Raw genomic sequence first — 16237 nt, 5'->3', positions numbered from 1 at the left:
GCAATCATTATTTTCTGTACTAGTTTCATGGGATTTTTCTTTCAAGCAAAATCAGCTTCTGCTTCTTTTAAATCTATAGAAAATAATTGGGAATTGAGTAACGAAGACTGGAAAAAAAGACTTTCTCCAGAAGCTTATTCCGTTCTTAGAAAAGAAGGAACTGAAAGACCATTTACAAGTTTGCTTAATGAAGAAAAGCGAGAAGGAACTTTTCATTGTGCTGCCTGTGATTTGGCCTTGTTTTCATCTCAGACAAAATTTGACAGTGGCACAGGATGGCCAAGCTTTTGGGATCATTTACCTAATGCAATAGAGACAAAATTAGATTTTAAATTAATCGTTCCTCGTACTGAATATCATTGCAGCCGCTGTGGAGGTCATCAAGGTCACGTATTTGAGGATGGTCCTAAGCCAACAGGTAAGCGTTATTGCAATAATGGAGTAGCTCTTAACTTTAAATTAAATAATTAATTTATAGGTGTGGGCTTCCGCAGCTTGTGCATAGATCATTAAACATTCAACATAGATAATAATCTTGTTAATTTGATGAGCTCAGACGTGAATAACCATCAAGAAGACAGTCAAAACAATCATTCGGACGTGGAGCAAAATACCAATTCAAATACTGATTTGCCAAAAGATGCTCATAACTCTGAAGAATCAAGCACTTCTGTTTCTCCAGATGGGCCTAAAACTGAAGATCTAGAAAATTTGCAAAATTCTAAAAGTCAATTTAGTCAAATTGCAGATACTGAAGCGCGTTTAGAGCAATTAGAAAAAGAACATGAGACATTAAAAAAAGAACATGAGACATTAAAAAGTCAATATATAAGAATTGCAGCTGATTTTGACAATTTTAGAAAAAGACAAACTCGTGATAACGATGATCTTCGCATCCAATTAACTTGTAATACTTTAAGTGAGGTGTTGCCTGTGATTGATAATTTTGAGAGAGCTAGACAGCAATTAACTCCTGAAGGAGAAGAAGCACAAACTCTTCATAGAAGTTATCAAGGCTTGTATAAACAACTTGTTGAAGTATTGAAAAAATTAGGAGTTGCTCCAATGAAAGTTGTAGGCCAGCAATTTGATCCAAATCTTCATGAAGCTGTTCTTCGTGAGCCAAGTGAGGAACATTCTGAGGATATTATTACTGAGGAGTTGCAAAGGGGATATCACTTAGAAGGGCGTGTTATTAGACATGCACTGGTAAAAGTATCTATGGGCCCTGGCCCATCTTCTGATGTGTCATCTAAGTCAGAAGAAAGTTCTAATCTTGTTGATAATGGTGATGACACAGGAGAATCTGGAAATCTACCAGATTAATTAAATGCAAGCTTTTCTTCAAGACATGTTAAAGATCTAATGGCTGATTTTTACGACTTATTAGGCGTTGGGAAAAATGCCGATCAAGACACTTTAAAAAGTGCTTATCGAAAAATGGCACGTCAATTTCACCCTGACATTAATAAGGAACCTGGTGCTGAAGATCGTTTTAAAGAAATTGGCAGGGCTTATGAAGTCTTAAGTGATCCTCAAAAGCGAGCTCAGTATGACCAATTTGGTGAAGCAGGCCTTGGTGGCGGGGGTATGCCTGATATGGGAGACATGGGTGGTTTTGGTGATTTGTTTGAAACATTTTTTAGTGGTTTTGGAGGAGTAGGACCTACCTCAGGACGCTCTCAGAGAAGAGGTCCGCAACAAGGAGACGATTTACGTTATGACTTAACAGTTGAATTTAATCAAGCAGTTTTTGGCCAAGAAAAAGAAATTAAAATTCCTCATTTAGAAGCTTGTGATTCTTGTCAAGGCAGTGGATCAAGACCAGGGAGTGGACCATCAAATTGCAATACCTGTGGAGGAGCTGGTCAAGTTCGCAGAGCAACAAGAACGCCATTTGGAAGTTTTACACAAGTAGCAGAGTGTCCGACTTGTAATGGTTCTGGTCAAATAATTTCAGACCCCTGTTCTTCGTGTAGTGGAAAAGGTGTTAAACAAATAAGGAAAAAACTTCGTATTAATATTCCTGCAGGTGTAGATACTGGAACTCGTTTAAGAGTAACTGGCGAAGGTAATGCTGGATTAAGAGGAGGACCCTCTGGTGATTTATATGTCTTTATTAAAGTTAAGAGCCATCCAAAATTAAAAAGAGATGGACTGACAATTTTTTCTGAAATTAAGATAAGTTATCTACAAGCTATTTTAGGCGACACTATTGAGGTAGAAACAGTTGATGGTCCTATTAAACTCAATATTCCTCTTGGTACCCAACCAAACTCTGTGCTTACTTTGGAAAATAAAGGTATTCCTAAATTAGGAAATCCGGTAGCAAGAGGTAACCAATCTATTACTGTAAATGTTCAATTACCAAGCCGTTTCTCTGAGGAAGAAAAGATTTTGCTCGAACAATTAGCAAGTCATCATTCAGCTAGAGGTCCTCAACATCATCATCATAAAAGTGGTTTGTTCGCTAGATTATTTGGAAATAATTAAATGATAGAAGAAAATAATTCTTTAATTGAACATCTTGATTTACGTGGTACTCCATGTCCGTTGAATTTTGTACGTTGTAATTTGACTTTAGAAAAATTAAACAATCAAGAATTTTTGCAAGTAGATATTGATAGAGGAGAGCCAGAAGAAACAATTATTTCTGGTCTTTCTAAATCTGGACATAATGTCAAAATTATTTATGAAACCAAAGAGTTTTTAACGTTATTAATTAATCGTCTTGATAGTTGATTTAAAAAAAGCCGAAGGGCTTGTTATTTCATTAAAAGCTAATTATTTAATTGTAGAGATTGAGCCAATTAAATTAGATACTTCTTTGCTAAATTACAGTGAGAATAATGTTAATCCAATTCGCATTTTATGTACTCAAAGAAGTAAAATGAAATATGAAGGTTATGAAGTTAATGTAGGGGATAGAGTGTTTGTAGAAAGTATAGATTTGGAACAAAAGAGAGGTGTTATTTATGGTGTAAAAGAAAGAATTAGCTTTCTTAAGAGGCCTCCAGTTGCAAATGTTTCTGATATTTTTGTATTTATTTCAGTTTCAGAACCATCTTTAAATCTTGATCAAGCAAGTAGGTTTTTAATTACAGCAGAAAGAACAGGTCTAAATGTATCTTTAGTCTTATCTAAATCTGATTTGATTTCATCTGATGAATTACTTTCATATAAAAAAATGATTGAACAGTGGGGCTATAAACCTATTTTATTTTCTACAATCACTGGAATGGGCACAGTAGATTTATTAAATAAATTAAAATTATCTAAATTGTCAGTTTTGTGTGGTCCTTCAGGTGTCGGTAAAAGTAGTTTGATTAAGTTGTTACTTCCGGATAAATCGATTTCCATATCGTCTGTATCAAAGAAGTTGCAAAGAGGTAGGCATACAACTAGAAATGTTGAATTGTTTTCATTAGTCAAAGGCTGTTATGTTGCGGATACGCCAGGTTTTAATAGACCAGAATTAGGAATAGAGGCAAGAAAATTAGCTAATTTATTCCCTGAGTTTAGAATTCAAACTAATGGAAAAGATTGTAAATTTAGGGATTGTTTGCATCGTGATGAGCCTGGATGCAAAATGAATAAGAACTGGCCCAGGTATTCTTATTATTTAAAATGCTTAGATGAAATAATTATTCCTGATCTTCACTATTAAGACCAGGTAAATTAAGTTTTAATCCACCAGTAAGTTCTTCCATTCTTTCTTTCATTGTTGTTGTAGATATTTCATGTGCTGATTTCAGAGCATCTAAAAATGAGCTCTCAGTAACTTCTTTGCCTTCGGCTAGAACAGTTGGATCTATCCTCACTTTTAATGGGAGTTGGTTTCCTGAAAGCCAAACACTAGTTCTGCCATCAGCACTTTTCCCTTCTACCTCCATTACTTCAAGTTCTTCTTGAAGTTTTTGAGCATTTTGTTGGATTTGTTGAGCTTTCCGAAATGCGTCGGTTAGTTGTCCAAAATTTGGTAATCCGAATCCAGCCATTTTTTTAATTTGCTAATTTTTACATTACTCGTTTCTTTTGAAACCAAGTTGCTTTACTTCCGGATGCAGTAAAAAACCATGTTTTTCTTTAACTTTTATTTGTATCATCGAGATTAATTTTTGAATGTCTTCAGCAGAAGCGTTCAAGGTATTGACTATAAAGTTTGCATGTAATTTGGAGATCTCAGCTCCCCCTGATTTGGTACCTTTCAATCCAAGCTGTTCTATTAAAAAACCCGCTTTATGAGGCTCTGGGTTCCTAAATACACTTCCACAGCTTGGCAAATGGTATGGCTGTGTATTTTTTCGATGATTTAAAATCTCATCTGTTTTTTTATTAATTTCTTTGGGATTATGGCCAGGTTCTAGTTGAAAAAGGGCAGACAAGACAATTAATTCTTCTTTTTGTAGTCGGCTATTTCTGTAAGAAAATAACAGGTCTTTTTTAGCAAGTTTTTGTAATGTGCCTCCTATCAATGGCATTACCTCTGCAGAAATAATTTTTTCTGCAATGCAGGACCCTTGAGCACCAGCATTCATTACAACTGCACCTCCAACTGTTCCAGGGATTCCAATTGCCCATTCCAATCCATGAAGTCCTGCATTGGCAGCTCTTCTCGCAAGGCTTGGTAAAGATTCTCCGCTAAGTGCCATGACTTTTCCTGTTTTGTGATTTATATCTCCACCATGCATTTTTCTCGTACATATTGTTAAGCCATCTAGGCCCCGATCACTTATTAATAGGTTTGAACCTGCTCCAATAACTCTGCTAGGAATTTTTTTGTTTTTTGCCCAAGAGATTAGTTTATGCAGTTCATTAATATTTCTTGGTTCACTTAGCCATTCAGCAGGACCTCCTATTTTCAAGCTTGTAAAACTTGATAAATTAATTTGATTATGAATCTTTAGATCTATGCTCTCAATCAAGATATTCAATTATTTAATGGATCATAGTTTAAATTGTTTAATTCTGTCCAAACCTTATTAATATTTCCAGCCCCCATATTTATTACTAAATCACCTTCTAAAGTTTTTTGCTTTATTAAATTAATTATTTCTTCAAAATCAGTTGCAACTAATACTGACATAGATGGATTGATCATTCTTATTGAATTAGCTAAGAGCTGGCTACTTGCTCCTTCAATCTCTATTTCTCCTGCATCATATATTGGAGCTAGTATAATACAATCGCTATTTAAAAGTGATTTCGCAAAATCTTTTAAAAATACTTTTGTTCTGCTAAAGCGGTGTGGTTGAAAAACAGATATAATTTTACAGTTTTGAGTATCATTATTTTTAATTTCATTATCAGCTAATAAGCGTGCTAAAGATAAAGCTGCTTCTATTTCTTTGGGATGATGTGCATAGTCATCATAAATCTTTCTTCCTTTCCATATTCCTCTAAATTCAAATCTTCTACCAGGAGATTGAATGTTTATAACATTTGATTCCAACCTCTTAAAAGGAATACCAGCAATTCTGCATGCAGCAATTCCACCAATTACATTACTTAAATTATGTAATCCTGCTATAGGAATATTTAATTCGCCTAGATACTCTTCGTTTTCATAATATTTAGCTATTGTTCTATCACTTTTTTGCTCTATGGGTATTCCAGAAAAATCAACTCCTTTAATCGTTTTTGTTGACCACCACTTTTTTGCATTAAAGTTCTCTCTAATTTTTGGGCAATCATAATTTGCAAGTAATGTTTTAGAATTTTCTCCAAAATGTTGCATCGTTTCTATTAATGATTCAATACTTGCATAATAATTAGTATGATCAAGATCAAGATTAGTTAAAAGACCTATTTCGGGTTTAAATTTAATAATTGAACCATCTGATTCGTCTGCTTCAGCGATTAGAAATTTCCCTAATCCTGAATGCGCATTATTATTATAATAGGGATTTATTCCACCAATTATAGAAGTTGGATCTTCTTTGCAAAGAGCTAATAAAGTTGAAATTACAGTGCTTGTAGTTGTCTTCCCATGGCTTCCTCCAATAAGAATAGAAGGTTGATTTTTTACTAAATCATTTAAAATATCTGATCTATGCAAGATATTTAACTTGGCTTTCTTTGCTTCTTGAAGTTCAGGATTGTTCTCAGGAATTGCTGTGCTAGTAACAACCACTGGAGATAGATTGTTTCCAGAGCAAATTTTTGTAATATTTTCTTTCTCTTGATTCTTGAAAATAGTGATATTTTCTGCGATCAAGCTTTCAACCTGAGAATTGATTTGTTTGTCAGAACCTGAGACTGAAAATCCACGTTTAGCAAGAACCAACGCAATTGCTGACATACCAATACCACCAATACCTATGAAGTGGATATGAGATTTTTTGGAAAAAATGCTTCTCACACTTTTTGGACTGACGATTGAAAGATACCTCTCTCTTCATCTAGAGGCTCATTCTTCTAGATTTTTGGGTCTGAATTGTGTTTTTTCTTCCAATAACAATTCAATGTTGCGTATTTATTGGCAAAAAACGAACTTCTGTCTGTATGATCGGCGGCCTACCTAACGTTTCGCGGTTAAGCCGCTTTTAGTATGACCTTGCGTGTTGCGATAAATGGATTTGGCCGAATCGGTCGTAATTTCATGCGTTGTTGGTTAAGCAGAGGCTCCAACACAAATCTTGAAGTAGTTGGTATTAACGTCACCTCAGACCCTAAGACCAATGCTCATTTATTGAAGTATGATTCAATTCTTGGGCAAATCAAAGACGCTGAGATTGATTACACAGACGATACATTTGTAATTAATGGTAAAACAATTAAATGTTTTTCCGATAGAAATCCTCTTAATTTGCCATGGAAAGAATGGGGAATTGATTTAGTAATTGAGTCAACCGGAGTTTTTAATACTGACGTTGGAGCTAGTAAGCATCTTGAAGTTGGTGCTAAGAAAGTGATTCTCACTGCTCCTGGGAAAGGAGATGGAGTTGGAACTTATGTTGTTGGAGTTAATGCTGATCAATATCGCCATGACGATTTTAAAATTCTTAGTAATGCAAGCTGTACAACAAATTGCCTTGCTCCCATAGTTAAAGTATTAGATCAATCTTTTGGCATCAATAAAGGTTTGATGACCACAATTCATAGCTATACGGGTGATCAGAGGATTCTTGATAACAGTCATCGTGATCTTCGCAGAGCTCGTGCTGCTGCGATGAATATAGTTCCAACTTCTACAGGAGCCGCAAAAGCAGTTGCTTTAGTTTATCCACAAATGAAAGGTAAGTTGACAGGAATTGCCATGAGAATTCCTACTCCAAATGTTTCTGCAGTTGATCTTGTTTTTGAATCATCTAGAGCTACTACTGCTCAAGAAGTAAATTCTGTATTAAAAAATGCATCTGAAGGTTCCATGAAAGGAATCATTAAATACGGTGATTTACCTTTAGTTTCAAGTGATTATGCAGGTACGAATGAATCCACAATTGTTGATACAGATTTAACGATGGCAATCGGAGATAACCTAATAAAGGTTGTCGCTTGGTACGATAATGAGTGGGGCTATAGTCAAAGAGTAGTAGATCTTGCTGAAATAGTTGCTAAGAATTGGAAGTGAAACAGTTATATTTAATAGTGCTTAAAGCCTTGACATGAAAGCTTAATGGCTTTTCCGTTTTCCCAATAAACTTGAGGATTACCTTTTCTGATTTTGCCTATTTTTTTAGCGGAAGGCATTGTCTTTAACCATGCATTTGCCCATTCTTCTGGAAGACTTACTACCAACTGGTAATCTTCGCCTCCGGCAAGACACCAATTGTCCCATTGATCACCTTTAGGCCATTCAAAAGGTCTGGGAAGCGATAATGGATCAATTATTGCTTGGCATCTGCTGCTTGTGCATATACCTTTGATAGCCTCTATTAATCCATCGCTACTATCTGTTCCAGCTGCTCTCCAAGGCAAATGTATTGGTTTGCATTCTTCAAGCTTTTTAAGGGCTTTGATGGGCGGATTAGGCCTTTGATGTGCATTAATTGCTTGCATCTTTAAAGAGCTTTGAACTTTTCCTAGTTTTTTGTCATCTTTTGAGGTAAGTAATTCAAGACCAAGCTTGCTAAGACCATGTGGGCCACTGGTTAGAAGATAATCTCCAGGCAAAGCAAATGATCTATGAAGCCTAAGAATGCCTAATGTTCCTATTGCCGTAATTGAAATTATTTTTTGTTCACCTTTTGAGCAATCACCTCCAATTATTTTCCCGCCAAATTTCTGTAACGCTACTGTCATTCCTTTATAAACACCTTCAACCCATTTCCATTGAGTTGAAGGTGGTGCAACTAGACCTACTGTTATGTAAAGGAATTGATGTGCTCCGCTTGCGGCAAGGTCTGAAAGATTTGTAGTTATTGCTTTCCAACCTATATCTTCTGGAGATGATGTTTGCGAACTGAAATGAACATCTTCTACGAGTAAATCAGTATTAATAAGTAGTTTTTTATTTGATTCTTTAATTAATGCTGTGTCGTCATCTATTTGACCATTATCCATAAATTCTTTTAGTCGATTAAGAACTTCTATTTCCCCAAGCTCTGCAATAGTTTCAATCAATCTTTTACTCCTTATGCTTGTTTTTTAAAGCGTTCTGATCCATTTAAAACTTTTATGGAATTAATTCGATCCTTAATTTCTAGTTTGCTAAGTATTTCTTCTCCTTCTACAACATAACCAAATGCTGAATATCTTCCATCAATCAGATTTCTTCCAGCAGGATTGAGTTCTGCTTCATATAGAAAAAAGAAAAATTGAGATGAACCATCATTTAGATTTTTGTCCGAATGAGCCCAACCTAGAGTTCCTAATGTTGCAAATGGAAGAACAGGGTTTTCGGTATAAAGCCCAAGTTCTTCAAAAGAATTTTCATAAATAGTCTCTTTTTGTCCAGGAATTCTTATTTCTAGAGGAACAAGCCTATCTTTATTTGTTTCTGGATCTAAGTAACCTATTGCATCACCCTCAGGATCGCCTGTTTGCAAAACAAAAAACTCTTCTGCTCTATTGATTGGTAATTTGTCGTAAAAACCTTTTTGAACTAAGTCTATGAATGATCCTGCAGTCAAAGGCGCATTATATCCATCGATTATTGCAGTCATGTTTCCTTTGGTTGTATTAATTTCAACGCTTGCTCTTCCAAGAAGCCTTGGAAGATTGTCATATTTCGCCGGAATTTCATATGGGAATTCATCTTTTACGATTAGTGATTCCAATTCACCAATCTCCTGAAGACTTTGTTTGCGACTTTCAATAAAACTTGATTTATCTTTTTCACTAGCTTCTTCTGCTAAATCATCTAGGTGATTTTTGAGCGAGGAGAGAATTGCTTCGCCTTTGTTCTTTTTGGATTCAGGAAGGGATTGCAGGATTTGATTTTTTTTATTATTTATTACAAATTTGCTTCTTGAGGTTGCTTTACTAATTGTGGGCCAACGACTTCCTCTTAGTGCATCACTGGTTTCTTCAAGTTGATTTTGAACTTCTCTGAGATCTTTTTGTTCTATTGGTAATGAATTTCTTAGAATTGCGTAGGGATCTTTTACACGATTTCCTGGAGGTAAGCTTGCTATTGCTTGCTTATTAAAGAAAAACCCTCCTGGAATAAGAGCTATAGCCAACAAAAACAAAAAAAATTGTTTTGCCATATCAAAGTGAACTTTTGCATGACTTTGGCACAGTCTTATGATTCATAGGTAAGTTTTGCGGAAATGATTTCAAGTAACGACTTCCGCACTGGCACCACTATTGAATTAGATGGTGCTGTTTGGCGAGTAGTTGAATTTCTACATGTTAAGCCTGGAAAAGGCTCTGCCTTTGTTCGTACAAAATTAAAGTCAGTACAAGGGGGGAATGTTGTAGAAAAAACTTTTAGAGCTGGAGAGATGATTCCTCAAGCAATTCTTGAGAAATCAACTTTGCAACATACTTATATGGAGACAGGTGATTATGTTTTTATGGATATGTCAAGTTATGAGGAGACGAGACTGACTGCTGAACAAATCGGTGACAGTCGGAAATACCTTAAAGAAGGTATGGAAGTTAATGTAGTCACCTGGAATGACAAGCCTTTAGAGGTTGAACTTCCGAACTCTGTTGTTCTAGAAATCAAAGAAACTGATCCAGGAGTCAAGGGTGATACTGCTACAGGAGGCACAAAACCTGCAATACTTGAGACAGGAGCTCAAGTTATGGTGCCTTTATTTATTTCAATTGGTGAGAAGATAAGAGTTGATACTCGTAATGACAGTTATTTAGGTCGTGAGAACCAATGACTATGCAACTTGATCATGATGAATTGCATCGCTTATTAGCCACTTTGGCTGATAGTGATATCAATGAATTTCGATTAGAAGGAGAAGATTTTTGCTTGGAAATCAAGCGAAATCTCACAACTTCTTCTTTCAATACAGTTGAATCAACAATTGCAACCTCCCCACAACAACAGGTTGCTCCTCCATTAACTCAAGAGACTCAACCAGGGAGTACCTTAAGCCCGTCTATTGACCCTCCCCCTTCTCCTGGTTCCAGAACAGACCTCTTAGAAGTTACTGCACCAATGGTTGGAACTTTTTATAGGGCACCATCTCCAGATGATCCTCCTTTTGTTGAAGTTGGAACTCGTGTTGCGGTCGGTCAGACAGTTTGCATTCTTGAAGCTATGAAATTGATGAATGAATTGGAATCTGAGGTGGGTGGAGAAATTATAGAAATCATGGTTGAAAATGGCACACCAGTTGAATTTGGCCAAGTTTTGATGAGAGTCAAGCCTGTTTAGGATTAGGTTTATTTGATAATTCCCATGCTGTTTTAATTGCTTCTAACATGCTATTAGGATTTGCAACTCCTTTTCCAGCTATATCAAAAGCTGTTCCATGATCAGGAGATGTTCTAATAAATGGCAATCCTAAAGTCGTGTTAACGGCATAGTCAAAAGCAATTAATTTGACTGCTATTAACCCTTGGTCATGATAAAGCGCTAATAATCCATCTGGTGCCAATGAATTAGTATTTTCTTCCCATGACTTGGCAGCAGAAAGCCAACATGTGTCAGGTGGGAGTGGGCCATCCAGGACTATTTCAGGGTGATTGTCTCGCCATTTATTAATTGCGAATGATAGCCAATTCTTTTCTTCGTTGCCAATGTGACCTTCTTCCCCGGCATGGGGGTTTAAACCTGCGATTGCTAATTTTGGACTATGTTTAAATCTCTGACAAAAGTTTAAAAGACTATCTAATTTAGAAATTATTTTTTCTGTATTTAGATCTTCAGGAACTTGTTTTATTGGTATATGTGTTGTTGCTAATAAAGTATTTAACCTCCATCCATTAACCGGAGACTTAGCCGTAAAAAGCATTGAATAATCTCTAGTGTTTGTTAATTCTGCTAGAAGTTCTGTTTGACCATCATAAAGATGCCCTGCTTTATGCCAGGCAAACTTTGCTATGGGTGCTGTAACTAATGCCCTTCCTTTTTTTTGCATGACTAAACTTGCTGCATGATTTAAATACTTAAAACTTGCATTTCCAGTAATTTCAGTAGGCTTGCCATATTCAATCTTTGTTTTTAATGGAATATTTATTATTTCAATTTTCGATAGGTCAGTAACTACATTCTCCTTTTTATCAATAAGTCTTCTATGAGCTAATTCAATACTTTTCTTGCACCCCACTAATACAACATCTATTTGTGTTGACGATTCTAATGAGTAAAGTGATTTTAGTATTATCTCTATTCCAATTCCAGCAGGATCTCCAGTTGAGATTATAATAGGAAGTTTAGATTTCATATTGTTTTACTTTAAGGAAAGCTTTTAATAAATAAATTTAAGGAATATTTACAAGTTATTTCACATCATTGTTTAAAGTTAATAAACATTCTTTAAGGCCTGATCTGTAGTCAGGATGAACTAAAGAGTAATTAAGGCCCTTACAAAGTAGTTTATTAGAAACTCTTCGGTTTTCTTTCCAGAATGAAAGAGCCATAGGACTCATTGTTGCTGATGCAAATTCAAATTCTTCTTCAGGCGGTAATGAATAATTAATTAATTTTGCGGCAAAATTCAATACATCAATATTTGTACTTGGTAAGTTGTCTGAAATATTTATAATTTCTGGTTTAATTCCTTTATTTGCTAAGAGTAATAAATGTATAGCAGCCCCTGCAATATCATCTATATGTATTCTAGAAAATATTTGCCCAGGTTTATTAATAAGTCTGCACTTCCCTTGAATAATACTTTCAAAGGCCGACCTCCCAGGACCATAAATTCCTGGTAAGCGCAGGATTTGTGCAGGTAATCCAGATTTTTGCCACTGTTGCTCACACTCTAATCTTCTTTTGCTTCTAAGTTGATTGGGGTAAGGAGTAGTTGATTCGTCGACCCATTCACCTTTTGAATCACCATATACGCCAGTTGTTGATAGATAGCCGACCCATTTCAAAGGAAGTTGTTGCAAAAATCCTTTTAGAGAATTAAGTACAGGATCTTGTCCATTTTCGTCTGGAGGAATGCAGCTAAGTATATGTGTTGTACCACTTAGGACATGATCTGAAAGTAATTCAGCTTTAGTGCTGTCGAAAACAAAATCAGTACCAATTTTGTCTTTTGTACGACGACTGCAAAGTACTTCCGCCCCAAGCCTGCGTCCTAATTTTGCAAAGTGTTGCCCGCTAAAGCCTCCCCCGAAAACAAGAATCTTTGTTCCTGCAGGCAATTTAGGAAATCTGTTGACAACTGCTTCTAGCATTGGTACAAATGTATTACTTGCATGTTGGTGATGGTTGATTCTTGTTTAAGGATTCAAGTAGCCAGGTCGACTGTTGTTAGTGATGAGAAAGCGTGCTTAAGAAACACAATTGGCGATTCATTAAGGATCATTTTTTTTGTTCCTTCTATTTTCATTCTTGTTGCTATTTGTTCCGTTCCTGATAGCCCAGAACAATTGGCTTCAATTTGTGAAAAGTATAATTCTCCATCAGCCTGCAGCGTTTGGTAGCAATCTCAAGCGACTTGGAGAGTCAGATCTTGGTTGGATCTGTTTGATGCTTTGTTTGAATTTTGAGGTTCTGTCCATTGCAGCAAACGTAATGCCAATCTTATATCCCCTTCTGTCCAAGCTCTTATCGCCATTGCCCTTCTTGGATCGTAAAACTGTTGTTTTCTATACCATTCGAATGCTTCCATATCAGACTTGTCACCATTGCAGGAGAGGCAAGCCGGTACGCAATTCTCTGTATTGCTTAACCCCCCTTTGCTTTTTGGAAGAATATGGTCTATTGATTCTGAATTCTTCCCACAATAAATACAACTTTTTCCAGTAAAGGTATGAAGTGATTTTCTCCATTGTCGATCACGTAGTTTAGGACAGAAATCTTCTAGGAAAACTGCGTCCCTGTTTTGCATATGAGTCGCTTAATTAATTTAATTTTGCCTTGCTTAATGAACAAGTCAATATTTTTTTACTTATATCTTCCGATTTTATTATTTTCAAAGATTATTCTTGACCTGAGGTTCATATATAGAGATAACTTTATTGATTCATTTCTATTCATATTAATATAGCTAATTTTAAACTCATCCTAATAACTGTATCGATCATTTTTATACTCTCCTTTTGAGGGAGAGTATTCTAAAATCTCGGGATCTGTTGTCATACTTTCCATACTATCTTTCGGCTTTGGTGTGACCTTACTTGTGTACAAATCTCCTAGAAAAGGGATACATTCTTCGTATTTTTCTGTATCAGCAACAACTTGTTCTACAATCATATTTGCAGCTTGTTTTGGTGATGTTTTAAAAAAACCTGACCTTTGTTTTTTTATATTAGTGTATGCAGCTATCCAACTTTTTTCATGATTATTGCCTCCTTGGCGCATAGTGCAATAAATATCTGATCCTGTTGTTACGCTTGCATATGCTTTGTTATTCAAAGCGCTTAAACTACCAAGAATTATTGATAATGATAGACAAGAGAGATTAAAAATTTTACGCATTGTGGTCTAGTACTCATGTAGCCATATAGTATCTATATATAGAGATTTTGCTAGTATTTTATTTTTTTATTAAATCGTGAAAAACTTGTAATTTTAATTGAACTGCTTTAGCGAAGCGTATGAGATGACTTCTGATTTTATGTTTATGCATTAGAACCTTGCAATCATAGCGTAAAATTCTTATGCTTGAGTACCCATAGCTTTTACTATAATTGCTTATTAGGCCTCTAATAAAGCTGAGAGGAACAAAGTTTTATCAATTCTTAAATTCAAGCTCACACACTTATAATTTTAACTTATGAGATTGCTCTTGTAATTTGTATTCGCTTAAACATATGGCTTTTCCAGATACATTCAATCAAGGCTTAGGTCTATAATTAAATCCAATAATAGATTTGAAAAGAGTACCTATAACAATTTTTAAGGTTGCTCTCGAAGTCCTTTTAGCACATAAGTTATTTTTGTATACAAGTTTTTGTCAGGGATTTAACTAACACTTGAGCATTCTTCATCTATGTGTTGTCATCAGTGTAAGTTCTTGATTTTTTAATGGATTCTAATTGTTCTTTCAGAATTACTCGCACTACGGAAGATTTGGCACAAACAATTACTGCTTTATCGCAAAGATTGATCAAGTTGGAACAGCGTTTTGAGGCAATAGAATTGCAATTAGATCAATCTCAATCTGAATTGCCTGTAAATGAGATTCAAATGTTAGACGGTATAGATCAACAAATAAAGGTTTGCCAAGACTTGCTGAAAGGGTCTTACGAGGAAGAACAAGAACCTTCTCCAATTCTTGAGTTCGCAGAGCAGTCATTAAGTGAGGGTGAATTACAGTCAAATGAAAACAAGTTGTTAAATGTTGATCATGCAGATTCTGAACAAATAGAGATTTTAGAATCACCTACTGTTGAAAATGATTCTGAGCAAAATTGGGAAGAAGAAAAAGATGAAAGCATTGCAGCATAAACTGAAGAGCCCTAACTAATATTAATTTCTTGATGTCTATTATTTACATTAAATCAACTCAAATATTTAATTTATATTTTGACTTTATAAGTTAATTAAGCTCCTTGGAGGCTGCTGCTATACCGCTACCTATAGGTTTTTTTAACAAGTTTAGACTTTCCAGAGAACTTTCAATAGCTGCTATTGCTGTAATTATGTCTCTATCATTTACAAATCCAAGGTGTCCTATTCTGAAAACTTTTCCTTTTAGGTGATCTTGTCCGCCAGCAAGCAATATGTCGAATTTAGTTTTAACAATTTTTCTGATCTTCTCTGCATCAATGTCTTGTGGTGCCACTGCAGTTATAGATGGACTTCCATGCCCTTCTGCTGCAAATAGATTTAAACCCATACCTTTGATCCCAGCTTGAGTAGCTTTTTTATGACGTTCATGTCTTTTAAAAATAACTTCTAGTCCTTCTTCCTGCATCATGGTTAGTGAAGCTTCTAAAGCAAAATATAGATTTACTGATGGTGTGAAAGGTGTGCTGTCTTTTGAAATTGTTTTTTGATAAGAACTTAGATCTAAGTAAAATTTTGGCAAATTAGATCTTTTATTTGCTTCCCATGCCTTTTCGCTCATGGCTACAAAACTCAAACCCGGAGGCATCATGTATCCTTTTTGCGATCCTGAAGCTATAACGTCTATTCCCCATTCATCCATGGGTACATTGCATGCCCCAAGACTAGTTACACAGTCCGCAATAATTAATGCATTTTTATGTTTTTGTACGTGATTCGAAATTGATTTCAAATCATTTATTACACCCGTTGATGTTTCTGAGTGGGTGACAATTACTGCTCTTATTTCTGCATCTGCTTCAAGTGCTTTTCTAAATTGTTCAGGATCTAAAGGATTCCCCCATTCAGCTTTTATAACTTCTACTTCCAATCCAAAAGATTGTGCGACTTTGACCCAACGTTCTCCAAACTTTCCATTTTCCCCGCAAATAACTTTATCTCCTTTACTAAGGGTATTAATGATTGCTGCCTCCATTGCAGCTGTTCCACTACCAGCAATTGTCAAGACATCCTGACTTGTTTGATGTAACCATTTAAGTAACTCATTAGTCCTTTTGGTAATACCTTGAAATTCAGGGCTACGATGTCCTATTGGGTGCTGAGACAATGCTTTTAGTACTCTCTCTGGCACAGGAGTAGGGCCCGGGATCATCAGGGTTAATTTGTCCTGCATAGTCTCGAGGTCCAAAATTAAACATACTA

General features: G+C 35.6%; 20 protein-coding genes. 10 read left to right on the top strand and 10 right to left on the bottom strand.

The features are described from left to right. The first annotated feature begins 27 nt into the window (after nt 1–27). The 5 genes from msrB (at nt 28) to rsgA (ending at nt 3667) form a co-directional block, all read left to right on the top strand. Entirely contained in the window at nt 28–471 is a 444-nt protein-coding gene (msrB, locus tag SOI85_RS06260) for a peptide-methionine (R)-S-oxide reductase MsrB (RefSeq protein WP_320665142.1), read from the top strand. A 75-nt stretch (nt 472–546) separates the two neighbouring features. After that, nucleotides 547–1326, top strand: coding sequence for a nucleotide exchange factor GrpE (grpE, locus tag SOI85_RS06255; protein WP_320663555.1), 780 nt, complete (start codon nt 547–549; stop codon nt 1324–1326). A 39-nt stretch (nt 1327–1365) separates the two neighbouring features. Beyond that, a complete protein-coding gene (gene dnaJ, locus SOI85_RS06250; RefSeq protein WP_320663554.1) occupies nt 1366–2493 on the top strand; it encodes a molecular chaperone DnaJ in 1128 nt (375 codons plus the stop codon). Continuing rightward, nucleotides 2494–2742 carry a sulfurtransferase TusA family protein gene (locus tag SOI85_RS06245; protein ID WP_320663553.1) on the top strand — a complete coding sequence of 83 codons (249 nt, stop codon included), beginning with the start codon at nt 2494–2496 and terminating at the stop codon, nt 2740–2742. After that, a complete protein-coding gene (rsgA, locus tag SOI85_RS06240) occupies nt 2732–3667 on the top strand; it encodes a ribosome small subunit-dependent GTPase A (RefSeq protein ID WP_320663552.1) in 936 nt (311 codons plus the stop codon). The genes SOI85_RS06245 and rsgA overlap by 11 nt, the downstream gene beginning before the upstream one ends. On the opposite strand, the gene SOI85_RS06235 is transcribed toward rsgA, so the two are convergent. The 3 genes from SOI85_RS06235 to murC are packed head-to-tail and all read right to left on the bottom strand — an operon-like array spanning nt 3645 to nt 6361. After that, the gene (locus SOI85_RS06235; RefSeq protein ID WP_320663551.1) at nt 3645–3998 is read right to left on the bottom strand and encodes a YbaB/EbfC family nucleoid-associated protein; all 354 of its coding nucleotides are present in this window, start codon (nt 3996–3998) and stop codon (nt 3645–3647) included. The genes rsgA and SOI85_RS06235 overlap by 23 nt on opposite strands. 24 nt (nt 3999–4022) lie before the next feature. Next, entirely contained in the window at nt 4023–4934 is a 912-nt protein-coding gene (gene murB / locus SOI85_RS06230) for a UDP-N-acetylmuramate dehydrogenase (RefSeq protein ID WP_320663550.1), read from the bottom strand. Beyond that, a complete protein-coding gene (gene murC / locus SOI85_RS06225; protein ID WP_320663549.1) occupies nt 4931–6361 on the bottom strand; it encodes a UDP-N-acetylmuramate--L-alanine ligase in 1431 nt (476 codons plus the stop codon). The genes murB and murC overlap by 4 nt, the downstream gene beginning before the upstream one ends. 189 nt (nt 6362–6550) lie before the next feature. Here murC and gap point away from each other — a divergent pair, with 189 nt between their 5' ends. Then, a complete protein-coding gene (gap, locus tag SOI85_RS06220; protein ID WP_320663548.1) occupies nt 6551–7573 on the top strand; it encodes a type I glyceraldehyde-3-phosphate dehydrogenase in 1023 nt (340 codons plus the stop codon). Nucleotides 7574–7584: 11 nt separating this feature from the next. Here the strand turns inward: gap and thiL are convergent, their stop codons facing one another. Continuing rightward, complete coding sequence (gene thiL / locus SOI85_RS06215; RefSeq protein WP_320663547.1) at nt 7585–8565, bottom strand: thiamine-phosphate kinase; 981 nt, start codon at nt 8563–8565, stop codon at nt 7585–7587. An 11-nt stretch (nt 8566–8576) separates the two neighbouring features. Further along, on the bottom strand, nt 8577–9653 hold the full coding sequence (locus SOI85_RS06210; RefSeq protein WP_320663546.1) for a peptidylprolyl isomerase: 1077 nt from the start codon (nt 9651–9653) through the stop codon (nt 8577–8579). A gap of 63 nt (nt 9654–9716) precedes the next feature. Here SOI85_RS06210 and efp point away from each other — a divergent pair, with 63 nt between their 5' ends. Together efp and accB are read left to right on the top strand one after the other, a co-directional pair. Beyond that, on the top strand, nt 9717–10280 hold the full coding sequence (gene efp, locus SOI85_RS06205) for an elongation factor P (RefSeq protein WP_320663545.1): 564 nt from the start codon (nt 9717–9719) through the stop codon (nt 10278–10280). Further along, entirely contained in the window at nt 10277–10783 is a 507-nt protein-coding gene (gene accB / locus SOI85_RS06200; RefSeq protein ID WP_320663544.1) for an acetyl-CoA carboxylase biotin carboxyl carrier protein, read from the top strand. Before efp ends, accB begins: the two co-directional genes overlap by 4 nt. Here accB and pdxA read toward each other — a convergent pair. Continuing rightward, a complete protein-coding gene (gene pdxA / locus SOI85_RS06195) occupies nt 10770–11795 on the bottom strand; it encodes a 4-hydroxythreonine-4-phosphate dehydrogenase PdxA (RefSeq protein WP_320663543.1) in 1026 nt (341 codons plus the stop codon). The two genes, accB and pdxA, sit on opposite strands and share 14 nt — an antisense overlap. A 55-nt stretch (nt 11796–11850) precedes the next feature. After that, entirely contained in the window at nt 11851–12756 is a 906-nt protein-coding gene (locus SOI85_RS06190; RefSeq protein WP_320663542.1) for an SDR family oxidoreductase, read from the bottom strand. Between the two features lie 30 nt (nt 12757–12786). Between SOI85_RS06190 and SOI85_RS06185 the strand changes: the two genes are divergently transcribed. Continuing rightward, a complete protein-coding gene (locus SOI85_RS06185) occupies nt 12787–13005 on the top strand; it encodes a hypothetical protein (RefSeq protein WP_320663541.1) in 219 nt (72 codons plus the stop codon). A gap of 5 nt (nt 13006–13010) precedes the next feature. Here the strand turns inward: SOI85_RS06185 and SOI85_RS06180 are convergent, their stop codons facing one another. Both SOI85_RS06180 and SOI85_RS06175 read right to left on the bottom strand, forming a co-directional pair. Next, a complete protein-coding gene (locus SOI85_RS06180) occupies nt 13011–13412 on the bottom strand; it encodes an HNH endonuclease signature motif containing protein (protein WP_320663540.1) in 402 nt (133 codons plus the stop codon). A gap of 176 nt (nt 13413–13588) precedes the next feature. Continuing rightward, complete coding sequence (locus SOI85_RS06175; RefSeq protein ID WP_320663539.1) at nt 13589–14002, bottom strand: DUF6554 family protein; 414 nt, start codon at nt 14000–14002, stop codon at nt 13589–13591. 549 nt (nt 14003–14551) lie between these two features. Here SOI85_RS06175 and SOI85_RS06170 point away from each other — a divergent pair. Next, entirely contained in the window at nt 14552–14974 is a 423-nt protein-coding gene (locus tag SOI85_RS06170) for a hypothetical protein (protein ID WP_320663538.1), read from the top strand. Nucleotides 14975–15065: 91 nt separating this feature from the next. On the opposite strand, the gene SOI85_RS06165 is transcribed toward SOI85_RS06170, so the two are convergent. Further along, the gene (locus SOI85_RS06165; protein WP_320663537.1) at nt 15066–16208 is read right to left on the bottom strand and encodes an alanine--glyoxylate aminotransferase family protein; all 1143 of its coding nucleotides are present in this window, start codon (nt 16206–16208) and stop codon (nt 15066–15068) included. Between the last annotated feature and the right edge of the window lie 29 nt (nt 16209–16237).

Origin of the sequence: Prochlorococcus sp. MIT 1223 (genome assembly GCF_034092465.1) — a bacterium.
Classification (GTDB): Bacteria; Cyanobacteriota; Cyanobacteriia; order PCC-6307; family Cyanobiaceae; genus AG-402-N21.
Note: the sequence above shows the minus strand (reverse complement) of the source record. Positions and strands in the feature narration are given on the sequence as shown.